Source organism: Actinoplanes sp. NPDC051470 (assembly GCF_040682035.1).
Lineage (GTDB): Bacteria > Actinomycetota > Actinomycetes > Mycobacteriales > Micromonosporaceae > Actinoplanes.
Window position 1 is genome coordinate 178,089 of sequence record NZ_JBFBAA010000016.1, and the last position, 20,147, is coordinate 198,235.

The window sequence follows — 20,147 nt, forward strand, 5'->3', positions numbered from 1 at the left end:
GCCGTGGAGAGGGATCAGCCATGCGGACCTTCCGCGACGCCAAGACCATGGCCAAGACGCTGCGCAGCGAGGTTCTCGCGCGTACGCAGGCCGACCTGCCACACAGCGCGGCGCTCGAGATCGTCGCCCGCCAGTTCGGTTTCGACGACTGGAACGTGCTCGCCGCCCGGATCGCGGCCGCATCCGCCTCGCGCATCGTGCCCGCTGTGGAGACGTCCGGGCCCGAGGTGACCGACCCGCGCCGGGCCACCACGAGCACGATCCCGGTCCTGCGGATCTTCGCCGAGGAGCGGGCGCTCGAGTTCTACGTCGAATTCCTCGGGTTCACGCTCGACTTCGGCGGGCCGGCCGGCGGGCCCGATACGTCGTTCTACGGCCAGATCATCCGGGGCGCGACGACGTTCCAGCTGAGCGAGCAGCCGTACGACCCCGGGGCGGGCGCCACGGTGGTGATCAACATCGACGGCCTCGACGAGCTGCGGGACGAGCTGCGCCTGCGCTACAGCGCGATGGGCAGCCGGGTCTGGGGACCGGCCGTGTGGGTGCCCGAGGTGCAGGAGATGCCCTGGCAGACGCGGGTGATGACGATCTCCGATCCGTTCGGCAACCACCTGCGGTTCAGCGAGCCGCTCGACCCGGCGGCGCGGGCCGGCCTGCCACGCTGGGCGCCTGGCATCACCATCGATCGAAGGTCGCGGTAGAATCACTCCGCACGCCCACGAAGTCCCTGGTCAGAGCGCTTTAGGCTGAGGTCGAACGAATCGCTTGGCGAGCCCGCCGATCCTGGTCCGGTCACCGCAGGCCGACACGCGTGAAAGAAGCATCAGCCGTTCGGTTGTTGCATCAGGTGGGTGACAGACGCCACTATTCGACCCGTGGGCGATCTCCTGACGACCGGGCAAGCGGCCATCATGCTGCGTTCGTCGCGTGCGCATGTGGTCGACCTCTGCCTGCGCGGGCTGCTGCCGTACGTCCGGGTCGGTGGCCAGCGCCGCATCCGCCGGGCCGACGTCGAAGCGTTGATCCAGCCGGGCCTCAGCCGCGACGAGACCGAGTCACTGTGGCTGCACCGCGCGGTGGCCGGCAAGGTCGTCGCCAATCCGCCGGCCCTGCTCGCGGCCGCGGCGATCAACCTGCGCCGGCTCCGGCGGCTGCACCCGTCCGGCGAGAGCTGGGAGTGGCTCGACCGCTGGGACGCGCTGCTCGACGACGGCGTGGAGGCGGTCCTCGACGCGCTCACCTCCAGTTCCGAGCACGCGGTCGGCCTGCGCCGCGCCTCCCCGTTCGCGGGCGTGCTCAGCGAGGTGGAGCGCAGGACCATTCTTCTCGCGTACGCCGAGAGCCGACGCGGCCACGCCCGCCGGATGCGGGCCGACCAGCTGGAACGCGTACTCAGATCGGTCTGAGGACGATTCGGCCCGCCTGGGGCGGTTATGGATCGGGCGGACCCGAACGCAACGCGGCTACCGGTGGAGCCAGACCAGCAGGTCCGGGGGCGCCAGCTCGGCCGCCCGGGCCAGGTAACGCTCGTGCTCCGCGTCGGTCAGCAGCTCGCGGCCCGACCCGGAACCGCCGCGGCGGAAGAACGCCGTCCGGTCCTTCATGATCCCGGCCGGGTCCGGCGCCAGGTCGGTGGCCCGCTCCCGCATGCGCTGGAAGCCGGCGGCGTCGACCAGATCCTGATCGGGTACGGGCAACCCGAGGCGTTCCGCGATCCGGCGCATCTCGGCGCCCAGGTCGGCGGCGAGGTCGGCGTAGTGCACCAGCAGGACGTTCGGTTGCCGGGCGGCTCGTTGCCACGCGTCGCTGAGGTGCCACATGACGCCCGGGAGCGAGTCCAGGTCGTCGGCCGGCTCGGCGTCCCGCTCGATCCAGCGCAGCAGCGACGGCTTGATCGGCGGCCTCGGGGCGGCCTCCACGACCGGGCCGCCGGTCAGCTCGGCGATCCGCGCGCGGTTGAGGTTGTCGCCCTGGTGGAAGAGGGACACCGCCATGTCGAGCGGGTGCCGCGCCACCACGATGTAGGTCGCCCGCGGGTCGAGCGGGATCCCGTCCAGCGGAGTGTGGGTCTTGATGAAGCGGCGGTGCGTCTGGGCGTCCAGCCGGGCGAAGACCTCGTCGCGCGGCACGATCAGCCAGTCCAGCCACGGCGACAACATCGGTAACGAGGCCGGCAGGTCGGGGCGCCGGAAGATCAGCAGGGCGCAGATCATCTGCATCCACGTGGTGCCGCTCTTGGACCGGGTGCTGATCACGATGTCGCCGTCCCGGAACGGGAATCCGTCCCAGCGACTGCTGTCCTCGTCGTCGGACTTATAGGAAGGGCGATCGCGCATCTGGCCGACCCTATTGATCGACCGGCTCCGGTGTCTTCTCGATTATCGCCAGGCTGGTGACCGTGCGACGACGTTCGACAACGAAGTACGCGCAGCTCAGGGCGTACCCGAGGGACAGCACGAGCCCAACGGCCCGGACCGTGCCGGGAGCGACGGCCAGGACGGTCGTGATCAGCGCGCCCGCCGCCCAGCTCGCGAGCAGCACCGCGTTGACCGTGTCGTGGGCGGCCCAGCCGGCCATCGAGCGGCGCGCCTGCCGCCGGATCTCCTCCATCAGCGCGTGGCCCATGCCGACCGCGAGCATGCCGAGCAGGATCGTGGCGAAGATCGAATGCGCGCCGCCGGCCACGGCCGCGATGGCCGTACCGCCGCTGAGCAGGGCAAGGCCACTGACCGTGCCTACCCTCGCGCTACGTCTCTCCTCCACACCCACTGACAGTCGGCAAGATCACCCGCCGCCTGAGGTTGTCACGTTCCCGGCGCGTGCCGCGTCCTGTTTTCATGACGACAATCCTGGTGACCGGCGCGAGCGGCAACCTGGGGTCGGCCCTGCTGCCGCGGCTGACCCCGACCTACGACGTGCGGCCGATGAGCCGCCGGTCCCGGCCCGGGTGGGTCGCCGCCGACCTGGCCACGGGTAAGGGCGTGAGCGAGGCGGTCCGAGGCGCCGACGTGGTCGTCCACCTGGCGTCCTCGCCCACCAGGACCCGGGCCACCGACGTCGAGGGCACCCGCCTCCTGGCGCGAGCCGCCGCCACGGCCGGCGTGCGGCACTTCCTCTACATGTCGATCATCGGCATCGACCGGGTGCCGCTGCCGTACTACCGGAGGAAGCTCGAGGCGGAGTCCGTCGCCCGGCTGTCCGGTGTGCCGTTCACGCTGCTCCGGGCGGCGCAGTTCCCGCAGCTCATCGACACGTTCCTGAAGGCGTCGAGCAGGCTCGGCCCGTCCCTGATCGACCGTCGCCTGGTCTTCCAGCCGGTCGCGGTCGAGGACGTGGCCGGTCGTATCGCCGAGCTGATCGCCGGGCCGCCGGTCCAGGGCATCGTCGAGTTCGGCGGTCCGCGGCGGCTGACCCTGGACGAGCTCGCGACCGCCTGGAAGCGCGGTTCCTGTCGTCCCACCTGGCCCATCCACATCCCGGGCCGCTTCGGCCGCGAGCTCCGCGCCGGCGCGCTGACCACCTCGGCCGAGCCGCGGGGCACCCGCACGTGGGAGGACTATCTGTCCCGACTATCTGCGGAGGCCGGTCGTGGGCGAGGATGACGGGCGTGATGGGAAGCCTGACGCTAGAACCCGCCCTGTCCCGGCTCGACCTGCTGGCCGAGCCGGTGGCCGCGGCCCTCGAGGTGTGGCCCGCCGAGGCGCCGGTCGACGGCGATCAGGTCCTGGTCGCGCCGATCGATCCGACGCTGGCCGACACGGCGGCGTTCTGCGAGGCGTACGGCGTCCGCATGGAGGAGTCGGCCAACTGCGTCATCGTGGCCGGCAAACGCGAGGGCATCACCCGGTACGCGGCTTGTCTCGTGCTGGCCACCACCCGTGCCGACGTCAACGGCGTGGTGCGTCGCCAGCTCGACGTCCGCAAGGCCAGCTTCGCCCCGATCGACGAGGCGGTCCGGCTGACCGGCATGGAGTACGGCGGGATCACCCCGATCGGCCTGCCCAAGGACTGGCCGATCCTGGTCGACTCCCGGATCGGCGCCGAGCCCCACGTGATCATCGGCTCGGGCGTACGCCACAGCAAGATCGCCATCCCCGGCCCGGCCCTCGGCGCCCTGCCCAACGCCACGGTCATCGACGGGCTTGCCCGTTTCACGTGAAACGATCGGTTCAGCCGGCGTCGACGGCCTCGCGGCGGTTGATCTCGGCGAACGCGTCCTTCAGCACCTGGACCTCCTGGGCGCCCTGGATCGCGTACTTGTTGTCGATCACGAACGTCGGCACGCTCGTGATGCCGAAATCGCGGGCCGCCATGATGTCGGCCCGGACCGCGTTCACGCCATCGGTCGAGGCCAGATAGGCGAGCGCCGCCGACTCATCCAGCCCGATGGTCCGGGCGACCCGGGCCAGCGCCGGCTTCGACCCGATGTCGACGCCGTCGGCGAAGTGCGCGATCTGCAACGCGTCCAGCATCGCCGCCTGCCGGCCCTGCTCGGCCGCCCAAGCGATCAGCCGGTGGGCGTCGAAGGTGTTCGCCGCCACGGCCCGCTCGAAGTTCAGCTCCAGGCCGTCGCCGGCGGCGAACGCCCGTACGTGATCCCAGGCCTCCTGGACCCGCTCAGGCCCGCCGAACTTCGGCGACAGCGCCACGCCCAGCGGCACCGGCTGGGGAACCGGCGTCGCGTCGAGCTGATAGGCCCGATAGGTGACCGTGGTCGTGGAGTCGCCCCGCAGCGCGGTCTCGAGCCGGGTCTTGCCGATGTAGCACCACGGGCACACCACGTCGGACCACACCTGGATGTCCATGCTCACCCCTGGTTTCCCGTCTGTTCCCGGACCTGGCGCTTCAACCGGCCCAGGATCGCCGTGCCGCCGCGGATGCGGAGCGGGCTGATCGCCTGGCCCAGGCCCATCTGGGCGTACAGGTCGTCGGGCACCGCCAGGATCTCGTCGACGGTCGCGCCCACCAGACCCTCGGCCAGGATCCCGGCGAACGCCCGCGTCGTCGGCGCCTCGGGCGGGCAGTCGAACCAGGCCTCCACGGTCTGGTCCGGCCGCACCGAGGCCTTGAGGAAGAACGCCGTCTGGCATTCCGGGACCTGTTCCATGCCCTCGTGCGCCGCCATGCCCGCCGGCAGTGCCGGCACCGCGTCGGAGAACTCGAGCAGCATCTCCAGCACCACGTCACGCGGGGCGGAGGCGAACTCCTCGACGATCTCGGCGAGCTTCGGCGGCATGTCGGTCACGATCCGACCCTACTGCGGCCGCGCAGCCCCGGTGATCTCGACGTAGTGCGGGTTGTACATCACACCGAGCACGTTGCCGAACGGGTCGACCACCGACGCGGTCACGAAGCCCTGGTCGCCCTGCGGCGTGATCGGCATGTGCTGCTCGGCCCCCAGCGCGATCAGCCGCTCGACCGTGCCCGCCAGGTCGTCGACGTGCCAGTGCATGACCGCGCCGCCCGGCTCGGTGCCGCCGCCCGGGGCCCACCGCCGGTCGATGATGCCCAGCTCGGCCTCGAAGTCCCCGACCCGGAACTCGGCGTAGGCGAGCTTCCCGTCCGGTCCGTTGCGGTGGAAGTAGGCCTCGGTCCCGAGGAATTCGGCGTACCAGGCCTCGGCCGCGGCCACGTCGTCGGCCCAGATGTTCAGCGTGGCGAATCCGCGAAGTGTCATGGGACGAGCCTAGAGACACTTGTGGAACGTATGGTTCCGCATGTGCTGGACACTTCGGTCCGTCTCCTGCGCCTGCTGACCCTGCTCCAGATCCGCCGCGACTGGTCCGGCGCCGACCTGGCCGGCCGACTGAGCGTGACCACGCGCACGATCCGCAACGACATCGAAAGACTGCGGATCATGGGGTACGAGGTGAGCTCCAGCACCGGCATCACCGGCGGCTACCGGCTGGCCGCCGGGACGGCCATGCCACCCCTGGTCCTCGACGACGACGAGGCGATAGCCGTGGCGCTGGGCCTCCGGGTGGCCGCCGCCGGCACGGTCGCCGGCCTGGAGGAGACCTCCCTGCGGGCCCTGACCAAGCTCGAACAGACGTTGCCGTCCCGGCTGCGCCCCCGCCTGGACGCCCTGCGCCACGCGATGGTGACCGCCCCCGGCGGCAGCCCCCAGGTTGATCCCCAGATCCTGACCACCGTCGCCGCCGCCTGCCGCGACCACCAGCAACTCCGCTTCGACTACACCCCGCCGGCCCGCTCCGGCCACACCGACTCCCCCGACCCCACCGTGCGTCGCGTGGAACCCCATCGCGTGGTCTACACCGGCCGCCGCTGGTACCTCCTGGCCTGGGACCTGGACCGGGCCGCCTGGCGCACCTTCCGAGCCGACCGCATCGTCCCGCGCCACCCCACCGGCCCACACTTCACGCCGCGCGAGCCCCCCGAGGACGCCGCCCGCCACGTGGTCCGGGGCACCGGTTCGCTGGCCTGGCCCCACCAGGCCCGCGTCCGTCTGCACGCACCCATGGCCACCATGGCCGAGACCCTCCCGCCGGCGGCCGGCCTCCTGACCGAGATCGACGCCGGCACCTGCCTGTTCGAAACCGGCACCAACTCCCTGCACGACCTGGTCAAGTTCCTGACCAGCCTGAACGTCGACTTCACGGTCGACGACCCACCCGAACTGCGCACGATCCTCCGCGACCTGGCCGCCCGTTACTCCGCCGCCGCGGGTTAGTCCACAGTGGGCGCGAGCATTGATGCGACGTCCCACTGGGATTCGATGACGCTGCGCGCGAACAGGTATCGGCGCACCCGCAACGCGTCCAGGTCGCACAGCGAGGCCATGCGGTTGGCGAAGCCGGCCGGGTCGCGGGCCAGCCGGTCGGGAAAGTTCAGCATGTGCTGGATCGGGTCGTAGGCCGGATCGCCCACGTACGGCTTCGGGTCGACGACCAGCCACGGCTCCCGTTCGGCGGCCAGCACGTTGTCCGGGTGCAGGTCGGTGCAGAGCAGCACGCTGGTGGTGGCCGACGCCGGCAGGGTTCGCCACAGGTCGAGGCCGGCTCGCGCCAAACCCTGATCATGGGGTACGGACGGAGCGAACCCGGCCGCCCACATCTCACACATGCCGGCCAGGGTGCGGAACGGATGCCCCGGCGGCGGGGTGATCCACAGGCGCTTGAGGAGCCCGGCCACCACGTCGTCGCGTTCCACCGGAGGCAGCGCCGCCGACAGCATCGTGCCCGGCCGACATTCCTCGAGCAACAGAGCCGTCGTCTCCTCGTACACCAGGCTCCGCAGAACCCGGACCACCCCGCGCCCGGACCAGAACCGTAGGCCGGCCGCCTCGTCGCGGGCCTCGTCGTGCCGCAGGCCGACCTTGAGCACCGCGCGCGAGCCGTCGTCGCGGGTCACCGGCGCGACCCAGGCCGACGAACCGCCCGGCTGATAGGCCGGGCCGAGCCGCAGCGACCAGCGTTCGGCCAGCCCGGCGACCCGCGCGGGCAGGCCGGCGATCCAGGCCCGCTCGGAATCGCCGGCCGTGGCCATCCAGCGCAGGTTGACCGGAAGCGGGGCATCGATCATGCCGTCACGCTAGATCAGGTCATCACCGCCCCGGCCGGTCCCGGCGCAGGATGGTCAGGACGGCCGGGCCTCGGTCAACAGCAGCCTTCAGCGGGCCCGGGCCGCCCTGCGGACGGCCGGTCCCGTGCTCGAGGACATGCGCGAACCGGCGGGCCCCGAGGAGCGGGCGGTGGTCGAGCGCTACCTGGCGGCCTTCGAGGCGGCCGACGTGCCCGCGCTCACCCGGCTGCTGGCCGACGACGTGGCCCTGGAGATGCCGCCGGTCGACCTGTGGCTGGCCGGTCGCGATCACTACCGGGAGTTCATCGAGCGCGTCTTCGCCATGCGGGGCACCGGCTGGCGCCTCCGGCTGGTGCACGCCAACGGCAGTCCCGCGCTGGCGGCGTACGCCGCCGAGCCGGCTACGGGCGTACTCCGGGCGCATTCGCTTCAGGTCTTCGACGTGCGCGGCGGCCTGATCCGGCGCTGCGTGGCCTTCGTCGACCCCGCGCTGTTCCGGCTCTTCGGCCTCCCCGGCCAGATCGACCCGCCCGCCGGCCAGACCAACCCGCTTTCGAGTCTCCCCGGCCAAACCAACCCGTAAGGTCCGACGCCGGTCTGCCGACCGTGGGAGGCCGTGACCTACACCCCTGGCGGCGGTTACCAGACCGACCCCTACTCGCAGCCGTTCCCTGGCCCGGCCTTCCCGTCGCAGTCCGGGTATCCGCCGATTCCCCCGCCGCCCCAGCCGCCGACGCACCGCCGGGGCCTCACCATCGCCCTGGCCGCGATCGGCGCGGTGGCGATCGCCGGCACGGCCGTGGTGGCAACCCTGGTCGCCACGGCGAAACGCCCCGAGCCCAGCGGCACGGTCACCGGCACGACGGTCAACACGGCCCAGTCGGCCGCACCCACCACCATGATCGTCACCGGCACGATGACCTTGAAGGACGACGACCTCCTCGTGTACGAGGGAGGCTGCGCGGGCGACGGCGGCTACAGCGACATCTCCGACGGCGCCTCGGTGACCGTCACCGACGCGGCCGGCGCGATCGTCGGCCTGGGCCACCTGACCGGCTCCGAGACGTCCGGCTACGACGAGTGCGTCTTCTCGTTCGTGGTCAGCGACGTCCCCACCGGCAAGGGTTTCTACGGCGTCGAGGTCACCCACCGCGGGGCGGTCAAGTATGGCGAGTCAGATCTGGCCACCCCGGTTCACGTGAGCCTGGGCACTTGACCGCCCGGCCCAGTCGAGGACCCGGAGCGCCCGCAGGGTGTTCCATCGGCTGGGCCGCCCGTCGCCGTCCTCCAGCACGAAGGGCACCGCGCCCGGGTGCGTGTTCTCCAGCAGCCAGGTGCCGTCCGGCTGCCGCTTGGCCGCGACCAGGTCGAGCGCCTCGTCCATCCGCGGGTCGTACCGGTCGGCGAGCCGGAAGTAGTCCAGGGCCCGCAGCACGTCGTAGTGCCAGCGGGCCGGGAAGGAGAACTGGGTGAAGGCCGGCGCCGCCGGTTCGCCGGTGCTGCGACGCCGGAACAACCGCCGGTCGAGCAGGAACTCCTCGGCCTCGCGCCGGGCCGCCGTGATCTCGGCCGAGCCACCGGTCGCCCGTTCGTAGGCGAGCAGCCCTTCGAGCACGCCGAGGGTGCTGGCGAACGACGACACCGTCGCCCCGGTCCAGGTCCAGCAGTTCCAGCCGCCGTCACCGAGCCGGTCGGCGAGCAGCCGCCCGACCACTCCGCCGGCCTCCGCGACATGCCCGAACCAGACCCCGAGCACCACGGTCATCCCGTTGATGCAGGGCTCCACCTCGCCGTCGAAGAACGGCCGCCCGTCCGCCTCCCAGCGCACGTTCCGGGCCACCTGGGTCACGGCCGCGTGCACCCGCGGGTCAGCCGGATCCACCCCGAACTGGCAGAGCTGCTGCAGAACGAACGCGGTGGCCGTCCACGGCTGCCGGTCCTCGTGACCCTCGTCCGGGTTCGGCACCGGGAAGTACGCGCCGCCACCCCAGCTGCCGTCCGGCTCCTGCGACCGCAGCAGTCGCGCGCCCCACCCCTCGCGGGCAACCCGGGCACGCTCCCGAGCCACCTCATCGGCCGGCGCCGCGACCAGATCTCGCAGGACCTGCCAGCGCACCGCCGGATCGGAGTCGAGCAGCCACGCGATCACGTCCATCGCCCGAGATTACGAGCGCTCCGGCGTCATCGTCACGATCGGCGGGAAGGCGGTCACCGCGGAGGGCCGGTATTGGTGGGCCGGAGGCAACACCATGCGAACCAACCGGCGACAATCGCGGGCGACCCGTTGCCGCTGCGCTGCGCAGGCAAGCCGGTGAATGGAGGACTGAATGTATCGCCGCGTCGCCGGCCAGGACTTGATTAACCGTCAGCCATGACCGGGGCCTGGAACCGGATCTGGACGCTGCTGCCGGTGCCGCTCCGCGTCGTAGCCGTAGGATCTGCCCAGGCAGCGGGAAAGGATAATGGTCTCAGTGGTCACGTGCCACGCGATCAGGTCAAGTCGGAGCTGGGTGTGTACGTCGAGGCTGCACTGGCCCGCATCACGTCCTGGCGGGTGAGACCTCGACCGTTGGCCGGCGGGGAGCGCAGATCTCGGCAAGGCAGGCCCAGGCACCTGGCACATCGAGCGCGCGGGCGGCGTACGCGATGTCGAGCAATTCCGCGCTGAGGTACCGGTCGTACTTCTCGTGGGCCTTGGCCCGTACGGTTGCGGCCAACCACACCGGATCGGGCGGGGGCGCGGCGACGAGCGCACGGACCAGGTCGCGCAGTTCCGCTGGTGTGCAGTCGCCGACCGTGATGGCGAGCCCGTCCTGCCCGACCCGGCGGCCCAGACCGGCGAGCACGACCGCGATCGTGTTCATGATCCGGTCACCGCGCCACGGGAAGAGCACAGCGTCCGACCCGGACGCGAAGATGCCCGAGGTGGCGTGTCCGGTCTCGTGGAACGCCGTACGGCCCTCGGCCAGCATGGTCCGGGCGGCCGCGTCGAGATAGCGGGGCGTCTCGGTCGAACGGTACAGCCGGCGCATGGTGCGCCGTACCTCGTCGGCGATCTCGCCTCCGGTGCCGGGAAAGACGGGAGGGCGGCCAGCTTCCGCGGCTGTCAATTCGATGACCCGCAACGCGACATCGACGCTCAGCACCCGCCACCGCGCTCCGCTGAAGATGAGCATGGTACCGGGCAGGATGGGACGGTCGACCGGCAGCGAGCCGAGCGTGTAGCCGTCCGCGACGAGCCGGTAGTGCTCCGAGGTGCGAAACGACGCGTAGAAGCTGTAGTGGTTGACCAGGCGGTCGCCCGCACCGCCCGGCAGCAGCCGACCGTCGTCCTGCTGCTGGAGCAGATCGTGCCGGCCCATGTCGCGCAGCAGGGTCGCGAAGGCGGCTCGGTTCGCCCAGACGAAGGGCCCGCGTGCGCAGAGCACGTCGAAGAGCTGCCCGGCCGTCGCGCCGCCATGCTGCGCGGCGATCGACAGGACCTGCTGAATGAGCGTCGACATGTGCAGACCCGTGTCGTCCGGGGACTCGTACCAGCCGGCGAGCAGCAGCTCGACCATCGCCACGCTCTGGAAGAGCTCGGCGCGTAGCGCGTCCGTCGGGTTGCTGCCCTGGCCTCGCTCGCGCTCCGCGACATAGATCCGCAGGATCGCCGGCCGACCGGGCCTGCGGCCTGAGCGGCCGAGACGCTGGCGCAGGGCGTTCACCGTCGGCGGGGCGCCGACCTGGGCGACGGAGTCCACCGAACCGACATCGATGCCCAGCTCCAAGGTCGACGTGCAGATCGCGGTCACCGGTATGGCCGGGTCCTTGAGTCGCTCCTCGACGTGCTCGCGGATCTCCTTGGACAGGCTGCCGTGGTGAGCGAGGAACTCGGCGCGCGTGCCGGCGTACGCGGCTCGACGGCTGATCATGTCGGCGTAGGTTTCCACCGCGGCACGGGAGTTCGCGAAGACGAGATTGTCGGTGGCGCGCATCGTCTGGAACAAGTGGTCCGCGATCGCCGCCCGATCGGCCGGCTCGGCGTTGGCGGGCGGTTCGGTGATCGGGGCGAGGTAACCGCGGATCTGCAGCCTGATCTCGCCGCCGGGCTCCGCCGACGTCACCATCGCCACCTCGGTGCCGTATCCCGGTCGCAGGAATTCCGCCGCCGTGTCGAGGTCGCCGAGGGTGGCAGACAGCGCGATTCGCGGAACCCGCCGACCGGATGCCAAATCGACGCGGTGCAGCAGGGACTGCAGTTGCGCACCCCGTTCGGTGCCGATGAAGCTGTGCAATTCGTCAACGATCAAGTAGCGCAGGCCGCCGAAGATCCGCCGTACCCGATCACCGCGCCGGACGAACAGGGCCTCCAATGATTCCGGGGTGATCAGCAGGAGCCCGGCGGGGGAACGCAGGACACGAGCTTTTCCCGACGCGAGGGCGTCGCCGTGCCAGCGGTGCACGGGGAGGTCCAGGCATCCACAGAGGTCCAGAATCCGGTCATACTGGTCGTTGATCAGGGCTTTCAACGGGCTGATGTAGAGCGCCCCGAGGCCGGTGACGGCCTCGGGCTCCCCTGCGAGCGCCGAGCAGATGGGCAGCAACGCCGCCTCGGTCTTCCCGCTCGCCGTGGCCGACGAGATGATCACATCGCGGGCGCCGTCGATGACCACGTCCGCGGCGCGCTCCTGGACGTCGCGCAGCCGAGCCCAGCCCTGGTCGTAGACCCAGCGCTGAACCTGGGGGTGATACCGGGCGAAGGCCCGTGACGGCGTCCCGGCCGGCGGGTCAGAGCCGGAAGGAGGTGAGTTCGTCATCGTCGGCCGGCGTGGGCAGGTCGGCCTGGTCGGGCCGTACCGTGAGATCGACTGCCCCGACCAGCGTCGTCCAGGTCAGGTCCGGGTGCTGGTCAAGCATGGCGAGCAGGTCGAGGAAGCCACGAATGGTCTCGCGCGGCGTACGGAAATAAGCGTCCCCGATCCGATCCGCGCAATGCTTCATGTACGCGGTGAGCGCCTCGTCCGGCACGAGGTAGGCAGCGGGGTCGCCACCCGCGTACACGTGCCGCAGCTTGGTCAACAATACGAACATGTCTTCCGGCGTGAGGTTGCCCAGCCGCAGCACCGGGCCGGACCGGTCGATCCGGTCGTCCGCGGTGAAGCTGTTCGCAGCCAACCGGGAGGCCAGCGCGGGGTACGAGAACAGGCCGCGCCGGGTGTCCATCAGGAACTCCGGCGTGCCGCCGAACAGGAACCCGAGGCCTTGGGCGTCGCCCTGCAGGCTGTCGTTGAGAATGCGCAACACCTGCTCGTAGTTGGCGTTGCGGGCCGCGGAGCTGGGCAGCTTGTACAGGTTGACCATCTCGTCGATGCCGACCAGCAGCCCGCTGAACCCGGCCAACCGGACGAACCGGCCCATCAACTTGAGATGATCGTAGAAGCTCGCGTCGTCGACGATCGTGCGGACGCCGAGGGCGGCCCGCGCGTCGACGCGGCTGGTGAATTCACCCCGAAGCCACCGTACGGCGTCGTTGCGCAGCCGCTCGTCGCCGCCGTCGTAGCCCCGCCAGTACGCGCCGATCACGGCGGCGAAGTCGTAGCCGCCGGTCGACTCGGACAGACTCGCCAACCGCGCGGCGATGACGTCGGCCGGCCGGTCACCGTTGGCGTTGGCTTCGTTCAGCGCCATGGTGACGAACCGTTCGACCACGCTGGCCAGCGCACCGCCGTCCGGCCGGGCACGGGTGGCCACGTTGTGCATCAGCTCTGCGTACAGCCCGCGGGCCTGCCCGGATGCCGCGTGCAGCCGTCGGTCGGGCGACAGATCGGCGTGGACGGTCACGAGCCGCTTCTCCAGCGCGATCGACCGGATCAGATGCAGGAAGAAGGTCTTGCCCGAGCCGTACTCGCCGATGACGAACCGGCAGGCGGCGCCACCGTCGGCGACCCGTTCCACGTCGTGTAGCACGGCCTCGATCTCGGCGGCCCGGCCGACCTGGATGTGGTGCTGGCCGCTGCGGGGCACGACCCCGGCCCGCAACGACGCCACGACGGCGTCCCGCTCGCGCGGGCGGATCCGGCCGGCCCGCGCCGGCGTGGTGGAATGCGTCAACGGAGCAACTCCTGCAGTACGTCGTCGTCTACCGCGAGGGTAGCGCCGTCGCAGACGACCGGTTCCCCGGCGGTGTCGATCGCCACCTCGTTGAGTACGTCCAGTGCCCCGTCCGGGAGCACGCCATGGGCGCCGGCGAGCACCACGAACTCCGCCCGCGTCCAGGACGGCCGCTCGGCGAGCGCGCGCAGCAGCCCGCTGTGTGCCGGGTCGAGGCCGACGATCGTCGCCACCTCCTCGACCGTGTTCACCGGCGTGGTCAGGGCAGCCGAATCGACGTCGGCGTCGGCGTCGGCGTCGGCGTCGGCGTCGAAGATCGTGGCGAGCAATGTGGCCACCGCCGCGCTTTCGGCGGTCTTCCGGCTGATGGCCGCCGGGTCCAGCCGCACCTCGCTGCCGGGCTGCTCCGCGCCCGGGGTTGAGGCGCCTGGGGTTGCGGCGCCCGCCGACCACGGCAGCGCGAAACCGCCGCTGTGCGGCTCGGCCGTCCGGACCACCACCGGTTCGTCGTAGCCGTCAACGGACGGCAGCGAGCTCGTCACACCGACCTCGTGCAGCCGGCGGAACAGCAGGTCGGGCTCCAGGCCGAGGATCCGGTAGACGCGGCTCAGCGCCGAGACGGCGGCCGGTGGAAACCCCGGTGCGACCGCCGCGGCCACCGAGATCAACCAGCGGCCGGCGACCTCCCGTTCCGCGGTGGTCAGCCGGGTGACCTGTCGGGGCAGCCGGTCGACCTCCACCCCAGTGGCGATCAGCCAGCCCAGCCGGGCCGCGAGGCGCGACCGTTGCACGGCTGGGACCCGGCACGCCGCGGCCAGCACGGCGACGGTGTCCAACGTCCGTACCCAGGCCGTGCCGTGCGGCGCGATCGGCCCGGCGGCGGCCACGACGGCCGTCGCGCACCGGGCGATGGCGGCCGCGGCGGCGAACCCCGGGCCTGGCCGATCGGCCTGCGTACCACCGGATCGGCCGGCCGATCCGGCCGGCCGTCGCCACACCGGTGCGCCGGAGCGGAACAGCACCACCGGTCCGGGACCGAGCGCGGGAGCGCCGAACCGGACATCCGGCTCGACTCCCACCCCGAGCAGCGCGAGCACCTCGATGAAGGCCGCAGCCTCGTCGCGGGCCATCCGACCAGGTGAGGCCGTCGACCAGAACGCCGCGAACTCCGCCCCCTCGACGACAGCCAGGTCGCGCCCGTCGAAGCGGGCCTCCGTCCACACCCGCAGGGCACCGAAGCGCCCGCGGTCCGCATCGAGCAGATCCGCGGGCAGCAACGCCGTCGCGGCGAGCGAACCCCGGCTCTGCGGAAACCGCGTCACCATCCGGCGGTACGGATCAAGCGCGCCGGCGACCTCGTCGATCAACGCACCGAGCGCCCGTCCGCTCCGCGGGTCGGCCAGCACGTCGGGCAGGTCCTCGCGGCACACCAGGGTGGTGCTCAGCTCAGGGTTGGCCGGCTGGTATCGGATTCGTAGGCCGGGCCGGTCGTCGGGTGGTACCAGCCCCGGCCCGAACGTGTGGCGGTAGCGCAGCGCGAACAGTCGGCCGAACTCGTCCGGGCACTGGGCCGGCACGCTGCGTGGTACCAGCAGCGGGTGGTGCCGCACCCACATTTCCGCCCACTCTGCCGGTACCGGCGTGCCGGCGGCGGAGAATCCGGCCAACGCCACGCGCAACGCCGCGGGCCCGGTCGGATCGGGCCCGCCGGTGGGCGCCCCGCGCGGCGCGGCCAGCACGTCCAGCAGCTCCAGCAGGCTCTCGAGGCGGCTCGCCAGGTCGGGGTTGTCCGGCCCGTACCGGTCACCCAAACGGAGTACCTCGGCGGTGATCATCCGGAACTCGTCGCGCGCGATCGGATGGTGTCCGGCATCGTGCAGTACCCGGCGTTCCAGTCCGAAACAGAACAACAGCACGAAGCCGGCCGGCACGGGGGCGCGGCGACCGCCCGCATGCCAGCCGAGGTAGGCGCCCCGGGCGGACGGCGTTAACAGGTGGTACGCCGGCGGCGACCCAAGATCATCCACGGTCGGAACGCGCGCGTCCGACACGACCGGCAGCTCAGGATCGAGCAACGCCGGCTCGGTCCGCCCGGTCACGCCGTCGAGGTGGCCGCCGACGTAGACAAGGCCGCCGGGGATAGCATGTCCGGCGACGTCCACACATTGGCCGTACGGCACCCAACGTCCCTCGGTCGAGGTGGGGTGAGACGGCTGCACCACGGGCCACACTGTATCCGTCGACCGGCATCGGCGCCTTCATCGGAATGGGGTTCACGACGCGGTGACTGAAACATCCATCGATGAGATGACCACAGGAACATCCGCCCCGGACGTCGAGGGGTCGCCCGGGGCGTCGTCGTTCGAGGCGATGCTGAGTACGGCCGAGCGGGACATTGATGCGGCCCTCCGTGGGGCGAACGGGACCGTCCGTGAGCTGAAGAAGGCCCTCGCCGCTGCCCGTACCGGACAGATCCGCGATCTTCGCAAGGCGCTGGCCGCGGCCGGAACGACGGCCGCCGCGCTCGCCGCCGACACCGAGGCGCTGGGCGGCGGCCTCGACCTCGACGAGCAGGAATACCTGGCCTCCGGCGCGTACGTCAAGGAACTGCTCGCCGCGGCCGAGGCGCAAGGCGTGACCATCGTGGAGGAGGACAGCCTCCTGCTGTGCTATCCATCGTTGTTGAAGGTGCTGCCGACGGATGCCGCCATCGAGATCGACAAGGTACGTGAGCGCCGGTTGCGCCCTTCCGTCCTGGTCGCGGCGCTGGCGCGGGCTCAGGAGCGGGACGTGCGCTTCAAGGCGGAGGCCTTCCTCGACAGCCTGCGGTCCGCGTACGAGCTGCTCGCCGCCGGCGAGGGCAAGCGGCCGGACGGCGTGGTGCGGCTGCTCGACATCTGGGCGGTCCTCACCATGTTGCCCGGCCAGCGAGCGCAGTACAGCAAACAGGAGTTCGCCCGAGACCTGTATCTGCTCGATCGCAGCGGGGTCACCAGCACGCCCAGGAGCCCGCGAAGCCTGCGGTGGTCGGCGAGCACCGGCACCAAGGGAGCGGGCACCCTGGTCACCGTCGCGCCCAGTGGCCAGCAGCAACGGTACTGGGGAGTGTCGTTCACGGTCGCCGAGGCGGAGCAACCATGACGGAGACCGCCATCGGCGCCGGCGAGTACGTCGACTTCCTCAACCGCGAGTACCTCACCGGTTACATCGACGGCGGTGGCGCGGCCGTCAAACTGCTGGCCATCGGTGACGACGCTGCCCGCGCGCAGCTGACCAGCGGACTCAACGAGTTCGGCGGGGGGTTCGCGGTCGTCACCGTGGATGCCGCGGACACCCGCATCCACCTGGTCGACCAGCTCTTCACGGCGATCGCCCGCCAACTGGACTGGGTGGTGCTGGCCGCTGCGGTGGTGCGGTCCGCGTTGGAGCGTGCCGCCTTCCCGGCGCCCGACGACGACGCCGACATCGACCTGGGCGCGATCGCTCGGCACCACGACGTGGACGCCGCGGAGTTGTATCGCAGCGTGCGCCGGGCGCTGGAGCAGATCGTGCTACGGGACACCGAGCTCAGTCACGAGTTCCGGGTCGCCATGCTGCGGCTGTGCCAGGAGCGTCTCGGCCGCGGCGACGTCAGTCTCGACGAGCGCGAGACCGTTGTCGGCTGGCTGTGCGGCGAACGCCTGCCCGCGGCCGCGCTGCGCAGGGTGTCGTTGCAGGCCAAGGTGGCCCGGCACAATGCCCGGCCGCTGCTGGTGTCGCTGACCCGGTGGTTGCGGCTCGCCGGGCGCCGTGGCCTGGTCCTGCACCTCGATCTCGATCGGCTCGCCGTGGTCCGGCGACCGCCGCCCGGCCTGCGCGACGGGCACTACTACTCGAAGGCGGCGACGCTGGACGCGTACGAGATGGTGCGTCAGTTGATCGACGCGACGGACGAGTTCGACGGGCTCTTCGTGGCGGCCACGCTGCCGACCACGCTGATCCAGGACGATGTCCGCGGGCTGCCGGCGTACACCGCACTGCAGTTGCGGGTCATTGACGAGGTTCGCGACCGGCGGCGGGCCAACCCGTACGCCACGTTGGTCCGGATCGGTGGCCGACCGGAGGAGGGCACCGCATGACTGACACGGATCACGACCTGGCCACGCGGGTGTCGCGGCGCCGGGCTATCGAAGCGCTGCGGGCCGGAGTTCCCAGCCGCGACGCCGTCGCCGCACTGGGGAGCGGACAGTCGGCGATCGAGGACCGAGTCGTCGCGCTTCGCGAGGCCGCCGCGGGCGGCACGGCGGGTGGCCTCCTGCTCGGCGGCGGATTCGGGTCCGGCAAGAGTCACCTGCTCGAGCACCTGGCCCGGCTCGCGCTCGACGCCGGCTGCACGGTCAGCCGGGTCGTCATCAGCAAGGAGACCCCGCTGCACGACCCGGCCAAGGTGTTCCGCGCCGCCGCCGACTCCGCGGAGCGGACCGGCCAGGCACGCCCGGCGATCATCGAGGCGGCCGCCGCGGTGGACCCCGACGGCCGGGCGTACGCCGAATTGCTACGGTGGGCCTCGTCGAGCGGTGCCGAGCTCAACGAACGGTTTCCGGCCACCCTCGCGTTGTTCGCGCACGTCCGCGACCGGGATGCCGTGTTCGCCGACATGATCCTTCGGTTCTGGTCCGGCGACCCGATACCCGTACCCGAACTGCGTCGACGCCTGCGTGACCTGGGCGAACAACGGCCGACCCTGCCACCGGTAGCAGCGGCCGAGCTGGGCCGGCAACGCCTGCGGTTCGCGTCCCGGTTGCTCAGCGCCGCCGGTTCGCCCGCCTGGGTGATTCTCTTCGACGAGGTCGAGCTCATCGGACGGTACTCGCTGCAGCAGCGGGCGAAGTCCTACGCGGAGTTGGCCCGCTGGATGCGCGGCGAGCACGGCGGCGCGGCTCCCATCGCTGCGGTGTTCGCGATGACCGACGATTTCGAGGCCGCCGTCATCACGGGCCGCAACGACCGCGAGCTGATACCGGCGAAACTGAGGGCGAAGGACACCCCGGAGGCGACCGCGTTGGCCGCTGCGGCACAGGCCGGCATGCGGATTATCGACCGGGAGACGCATCTGCTCACCCCGCCGGACGATCTCGAGCTCAAACATGCGTACGGCCGCGTACGCGAACTGCACGGCGCCGCCTTCGACTGGCAACCGCCGGACGTGGCCGGCCTCGAGCGCCTCGGCGCCACCCGGATGCGCCAGTACGTGCGAGCCTGGATCAACGAGTGGGACCTGGTGCGGCTCGACCCCGAGTACCAGCCGGAGACCGAGATGGTCGACCTGCCGAGCGACTACCGCGAAGACCCGGACCTGGAACGCACAACCGCTGATTAGCCCGCCAGCCGGTCTAAGCAAAGCCGACCCCGTTCCTCGTATCCGGACGGTACCGGCCGCCGGGCTCGTCGGGAACCCTGAGGCCGGCCGCCGACGCATCGCCGATGCGGTCCACGCCGCGTTTCGGTAGCCGGCCGGCGACACCGCGCGAACCGCGACCTGGATCGGGTGGTCCGGCGATTCGCGACGGCGGCCGAGTCGGCTGCCCGCCTCACGGTTGCGTAGGCGCACGTTCTTTCAGCTCACGCACGGGACGCTGCGGGCGCTTCGCCCTCCCCGCCGGCCGGGCGACCACGACTCTTCGGCACACCCCAGTGCACCACACCGAATGCACCACTGGCGTCACGGGTGTGATCCCGCACCGACCGCGACTCCCGGGCTGAACGCCTGCGCCTGCGCCGTCGCCGGCAAGTCCAGCCTCGCGCGACATCTTGCTCCGTGGCGGGACCGATGAGCTGCCGCTGGGCGCTGTCGTCCCGATCCAGTCCCGCAGCCAACCGGCGCGCAGACCCCGGGACTGTCCCACCCGACCGTCGATGACCACTGCGCCAGGCACAGAGATCACCATCCGGGATCGGGATATCGACGCGACCGGCCGCAACGAACCGGTCGACCGGGACACCGATCAGGCAACGGCATCCTTGACCTGCGGATATCCGAACCCCGGAGCGGGGCCACCCGTTCGCGACCCCTCCGTTTGGATATCCGTTTCGGGTGGAGCCACGGGGACTCGAACCCCGAACCCCTGCCTTGCAAAGGCAGTGCTCTGCCAGTTGAGCTATGGCCCCCGGGCCGGCCGGCCTCAGCGACGAGCCAAGACCGTCCGAATTGACCTCAGCGCAGGTCGGGCGTCGTGGTGGCCTCGTGCCACAGGGCACGCTCGTCGTTGGACGCCTTGACCCGCTTGAAGACCAGAGCCGCGACGCCGACGACGCCGGCGACGATCAGGAGCTTCTTCAGCATGGCTGTCTCCTTGCGATCTGCGACTGCCTGAGAGGGAGTTGACGGTGGGGCTAGATGGAATCGAACCATCGACCTCAGAGTTATCAGCTCTGCGCTCTAACCGACTGAGCTATAGCCCCGCAACGACACCGAAGGTTAGCGTATCGCGCCGCGCCACCCAAAATCGGGGGCAGCACTTCGGCTGCCCCCG

General features: G+C 71.2%; 21 protein-coding genes and 2 tRNA genes. 10 read left to right on the forward strand and 13 right to left on the reverse strand.

Going from position 1 to position 20,147, the window contains the following annotated elements; translation table 11 throughout:
* The first annotated feature begins 20 nt into the window (after positions 1–20).
* Together AB0M54_RS27260 and AB0M54_RS27265 are read left to right on the forward strand one after the other, a co-directional pair.
* Positions 21–701 carry a glyoxalase superfamily protein gene (locus AB0M54_RS27260; protein WP_364474402.1) on the forward strand — a complete coding sequence of 227 codons (681 nt, stop codon included), beginning with the start codon at positions 21–23 and terminating at the stop codon, positions 699–701.
* 174 nt (positions 702–875) lie between these two features.
* A complete protein-coding gene (locus AB0M54_RS27265; protein WP_364474404.1) occupies positions 876–1,406 on the forward strand; it encodes a helix-turn-helix domain-containing protein in 531 nt (176 codons plus the stop codon).
* 57 nt (positions 1,407–1,463) lie between these two features.
* Here AB0M54_RS27265 and AB0M54_RS27270 read toward each other — a convergent pair whose 3' ends face one another.
* Both AB0M54_RS27270 and AB0M54_RS27275 read right to left on the reverse strand, forming a co-directional pair.
* Entirely contained in the window at positions 1,464–2,336 is an 873-nt protein-coding gene (locus tag AB0M54_RS27270; protein ID WP_364474406.1) for a sulfotransferase domain-containing protein, read from the reverse strand.
* Positions 2,337–2,346: 10 nt separating this feature from the next.
* Entirely contained in the window at positions 2,347–2,763 is a 417-nt protein-coding gene (locus AB0M54_RS27275; protein ID WP_364312189.1) for a hypothetical protein, read from the reverse strand.
* A gap of 74 nt (positions 2,764–2,837) precedes the next feature.
* Between AB0M54_RS27275 and AB0M54_RS27280 the strand changes: the two genes are divergently transcribed.
* On the forward strand, positions 2,838–3,602 hold the full coding sequence (locus tag AB0M54_RS27280; protein ID WP_364474408.1) for an NAD(P)H-binding protein: 765 nt from the start codon (positions 2,838–2,840) through the stop codon (positions 3,600–3,602).
* 8 nt (positions 3,603–3,610) lie between these two features.
* Complete coding sequence (locus AB0M54_RS27285) at positions 3,611–4,159, forward strand: YbaK/EbsC family protein (RefSeq protein ID WP_364474430.1); 549 nt, start codon at positions 3,611–3,613, stop codon at positions 4,157–4,159.
* A 10-nt stretch (positions 4,160–4,169) separates the two neighbouring features.
* Here the strand turns inward: AB0M54_RS27285 and AB0M54_RS27290 are convergent, their stop codons facing one another.
* From AB0M54_RS27290 to AB0M54_RS27300, 3 genes are read right to left on the reverse strand one after another with little or no spacing between them, the layout of a single operon-like run.
* Positions 4,170–4,805, reverse strand: coding sequence for a DsbA family oxidoreductase (locus tag AB0M54_RS27290; protein ID WP_364474409.1), 636 nt, complete (start codon positions 4,803–4,805; stop codon positions 4,170–4,172).
* A gap of 2 nt (positions 4,806–4,807) precedes the next feature.
* On the reverse strand, positions 4,808–5,245 hold the full coding sequence (locus AB0M54_RS27295) for a SufE family protein (RefSeq protein ID WP_364312198.1): 438 nt from the start codon (positions 5,243–5,245) through the stop codon (positions 4,808–4,810).
* Between the two features lie 9 nt (positions 5,246–5,254).
* Complete coding sequence (locus AB0M54_RS27300) at positions 5,255–5,677, reverse strand: VOC family protein (protein ID WP_364474411.1); 423 nt, start codon at positions 5,675–5,677, stop codon at positions 5,255–5,257.
* Positions 5,678–5,719: 42 nt separating this feature from the next.
* Here AB0M54_RS27300 and AB0M54_RS27305 point away from each other — a divergent pair, with 42 nt between their 5' ends.
* Entirely contained in the window at positions 5,720–6,691 is a 972-nt protein-coding gene (locus AB0M54_RS27305) for a YafY family protein (protein WP_364312204.1), read from the forward strand.
* On the opposite strand, the gene AB0M54_RS27310 is transcribed toward AB0M54_RS27305, so the two are convergent.
* Positions 6,688–7,542 (reverse strand): aminoglycoside phosphotransferase family protein, encoded by an 855-nt coding sequence (locus tag AB0M54_RS27310; RefSeq protein WP_364312206.1) that lies wholly within the window; start codon positions 7,540–7,542, stop codon positions 6,688–6,690. The two genes, AB0M54_RS27305 and AB0M54_RS27310, sit on opposite strands and share 4 nt — an antisense overlap.
* 136 nt (positions 7,543–7,678) lie before the next feature.
* Here AB0M54_RS27310 and AB0M54_RS27315 point away from each other — a divergent pair, with 136 nt between their 5' ends.
* Both AB0M54_RS27315 and AB0M54_RS27320 read left to right on the forward strand, forming a co-directional pair.
* Complete coding sequence (locus AB0M54_RS27315; RefSeq protein ID WP_364474413.1) at positions 7,679–8,125, forward strand: nuclear transport factor 2 family protein; 447 nt, start codon at positions 7,679–7,681, stop codon at positions 8,123–8,125.
* 33 nt (positions 8,126–8,158) lie between these two features.
* On the forward strand, positions 8,159–8,758 hold the full coding sequence (locus AB0M54_RS27320; protein ID WP_364474415.1) for a hypothetical protein: 600 nt from the start codon (positions 8,159–8,161) through the stop codon (positions 8,756–8,758).
* Here AB0M54_RS27320 and AB0M54_RS27325 read toward each other — a convergent pair.
* From AB0M54_RS27325 to AB0M54_RS27340, 4 genes are all read right to left on the reverse strand, one after another.
* Positions 8,717–9,697 carry a hypothetical protein gene (locus AB0M54_RS27325; RefSeq protein WP_364474417.1) on the reverse strand — a complete coding sequence of 327 codons (981 nt, stop codon included), beginning with the start codon at positions 9,695–9,697 and terminating at the stop codon, positions 8,717–8,719. The two genes, AB0M54_RS27320 and AB0M54_RS27325, sit on opposite strands and share 42 nt — an antisense overlap.
* Positions 9,698–10,082: 385 nt before the next feature.
* The gene (locus AB0M54_RS27330; RefSeq protein WP_364474419.1) at positions 10,083–12,341 is read right to left on the reverse strand and encodes a DEAD/DEAH box helicase; all 2,259 of its coding nucleotides are present in this window, start codon (positions 12,339–12,341) and stop codon (positions 10,083–10,085) included.
* Positions 12,313–13,635, reverse strand: coding sequence for an ATP-binding protein (locus AB0M54_RS27335; protein ID WP_364312219.1), 1,323 nt, complete (start codon positions 13,633–13,635; stop codon positions 12,313–12,315). Before AB0M54_RS27335 ends, AB0M54_RS27330 begins: the two co-directional genes overlap by 29 nt.
* Positions 13,632–15,857 carry a TerB N-terminal domain-containing protein gene (locus AB0M54_RS27340; RefSeq protein ID WP_364474420.1) on the reverse strand — a complete coding sequence of 742 codons (2,226 nt, stop codon included), beginning with the start codon at positions 15,855–15,857 and terminating at the stop codon, positions 13,632–13,634. The genes AB0M54_RS27335 and AB0M54_RS27340 overlap by 4 nt, the downstream gene beginning before the upstream one ends.
* 85 nt (positions 15,858–15,942) lie before the next feature.
* On the opposite strand from AB0M54_RS27340, the gene AB0M54_RS27345 reads away from it, so the two are divergent.
* From AB0M54_RS27345 to AB0M54_RS27355, 3 genes are read left to right on the forward strand one after another with little or no spacing between them, the layout of a single operon-like run.
* Positions 15,943–16,776, forward strand: a complete 834-nt coding sequence (locus AB0M54_RS27345) for a hypothetical protein (RefSeq protein ID WP_364312224.1) — start codon at positions 15,943–15,945, stop codon at positions 16,774–16,776.
* Complete coding sequence (locus tag AB0M54_RS27350) at positions 16,773–17,753, forward strand: BREX system ATP-binding domain-containing protein (protein ID WP_364312227.1); 981 nt, start codon at positions 16,773–16,775, stop codon at positions 17,751–17,753. The genes AB0M54_RS27345 and AB0M54_RS27350 overlap by 4 nt, the downstream gene beginning before the upstream one ends.
* Positions 17,750–18,994, forward strand: a complete 1,245-nt coding sequence (locus AB0M54_RS27355; RefSeq protein ID WP_364312230.1) for a BREX system ATP-binding domain-containing protein — start codon at positions 17,750–17,752, stop codon at positions 18,992–18,994. Before AB0M54_RS27350 ends, AB0M54_RS27355 begins: the two co-directional genes overlap by 4 nt.
* Positions 18,995–19,709: 715 nt before the next feature.
* On the opposite strand, the gene AB0M54_RS27360 is transcribed toward AB0M54_RS27355, so the two are convergent.
* From AB0M54_RS27360 to AB0M54_RS27370, 3 genes are all read right to left on the reverse strand, one after another.
* Positions 19,710–19,782 (reverse strand) — tRNA-Ala (locus tag AB0M54_RS27360).
* Between the two features lie 46 nt (positions 19,783–19,828).
* Entirely contained in the window at positions 19,829–19,957 is a 129-nt protein-coding gene (locus tag AB0M54_RS27365; RefSeq protein ID WP_364312233.1) for a DLW-39 family protein, read from the reverse strand.
* Between the two features lie 45 nt (positions 19,958–20,002).
* Positions 20,003–20,076, reverse strand: a tRNA-Ile gene (locus tag AB0M54_RS27370).
* Between the last annotated feature and the right edge of the window lie 71 nt (positions 20,077–20,147).

Coding starts and splice junctions, on each gene's coding strand:
- AB0M54_RS27325 (WP_364474417.1), bottom strand. CDS start 9,697: ATGGACGTGATCGCGTGGCTGCTCGACTCCGATCCGGCGGTGCGCTGG.
- AB0M54_RS27260 (WP_364474402.1), top strand. CDS start 21: ATGCGGACCTTCCGCGACGCCAAGACCATGGCCAAGACGCTGCGCAGC.
- AB0M54_RS27300 (WP_364474411.1), bottom strand. CDS start 5,677: ATGACACTTCGCGGATTCGCCACGCTGAACATCTGGGCCGACGACGTG.
- AB0M54_RS27365 (WP_364312233.1), bottom strand. CDS start 19,957: ATGCTGAAGAAGCTCCTGATCGTCGCCGGCGTCGTCGGCGTCGCGGCT.
- AB0M54_RS27355 (WP_364312230.1), top strand. CDS start 17,750: ATGACTGACACGGATCACGACCTGGCCACGCGGGTGTCGCGGCGCCGG.
- AB0M54_RS27280 (WP_364474408.1), top strand. CDS start 2,838: ATGACGACAATCCTGGTGACCGGCGCGAGCGGCAACCTGGGGTCGGCC.
- AB0M54_RS27290 (WP_364474409.1), bottom strand. CDS start 4,805: ATGGACATCCAGGTGTGGTCCGACGTGGTGTGCCCGTGGTGCTACATC.
- AB0M54_RS27330 (WP_364474419.1), bottom strand. CDS start 12,341: ATGACGAACTCACCTCCTTCCGGCTCTGACCCGCCGGCCGGGACGCCG.
- AB0M54_RS27315 (WP_364474413.1), top strand. CDS start 7,679: ATGCGCGAACCGGCGGGCCCCGAGGAGCGGGCGGTGGTCGAGCGCTAC.
- AB0M54_RS27345 (WP_364312224.1), top strand. CDS start 15,943: ATGACCACAGGAACATCCGCCCCGGACGTCGAGGGGTCGCCCGGGGCG.
- AB0M54_RS27350 (WP_364312227.1), top strand. CDS start 16,773: ATGACGGAGACCGCCATCGGCGCCGGCGAGTACGTCGACTTCCTCAAC.
- AB0M54_RS27270 (WP_364474406.1), bottom strand. CDS start 2,336: ATGCGCGATCGCCCTTCCTATAAGTCCGACGACGAGGACAGCAGTCGC.
- AB0M54_RS27285 (WP_364474430.1), top strand. CDS start 3,611: ATGGGAAGCCTGACGCTAGAACCCGCCCTGTCCCGGCTCGACCTGCTG.
- AB0M54_RS27310 (WP_364312206.1), bottom strand. CDS start 7,542: ATGATCGATGCCCCGCTTCCGGTCAACCTGCGCTGGATGGCCACGGCC.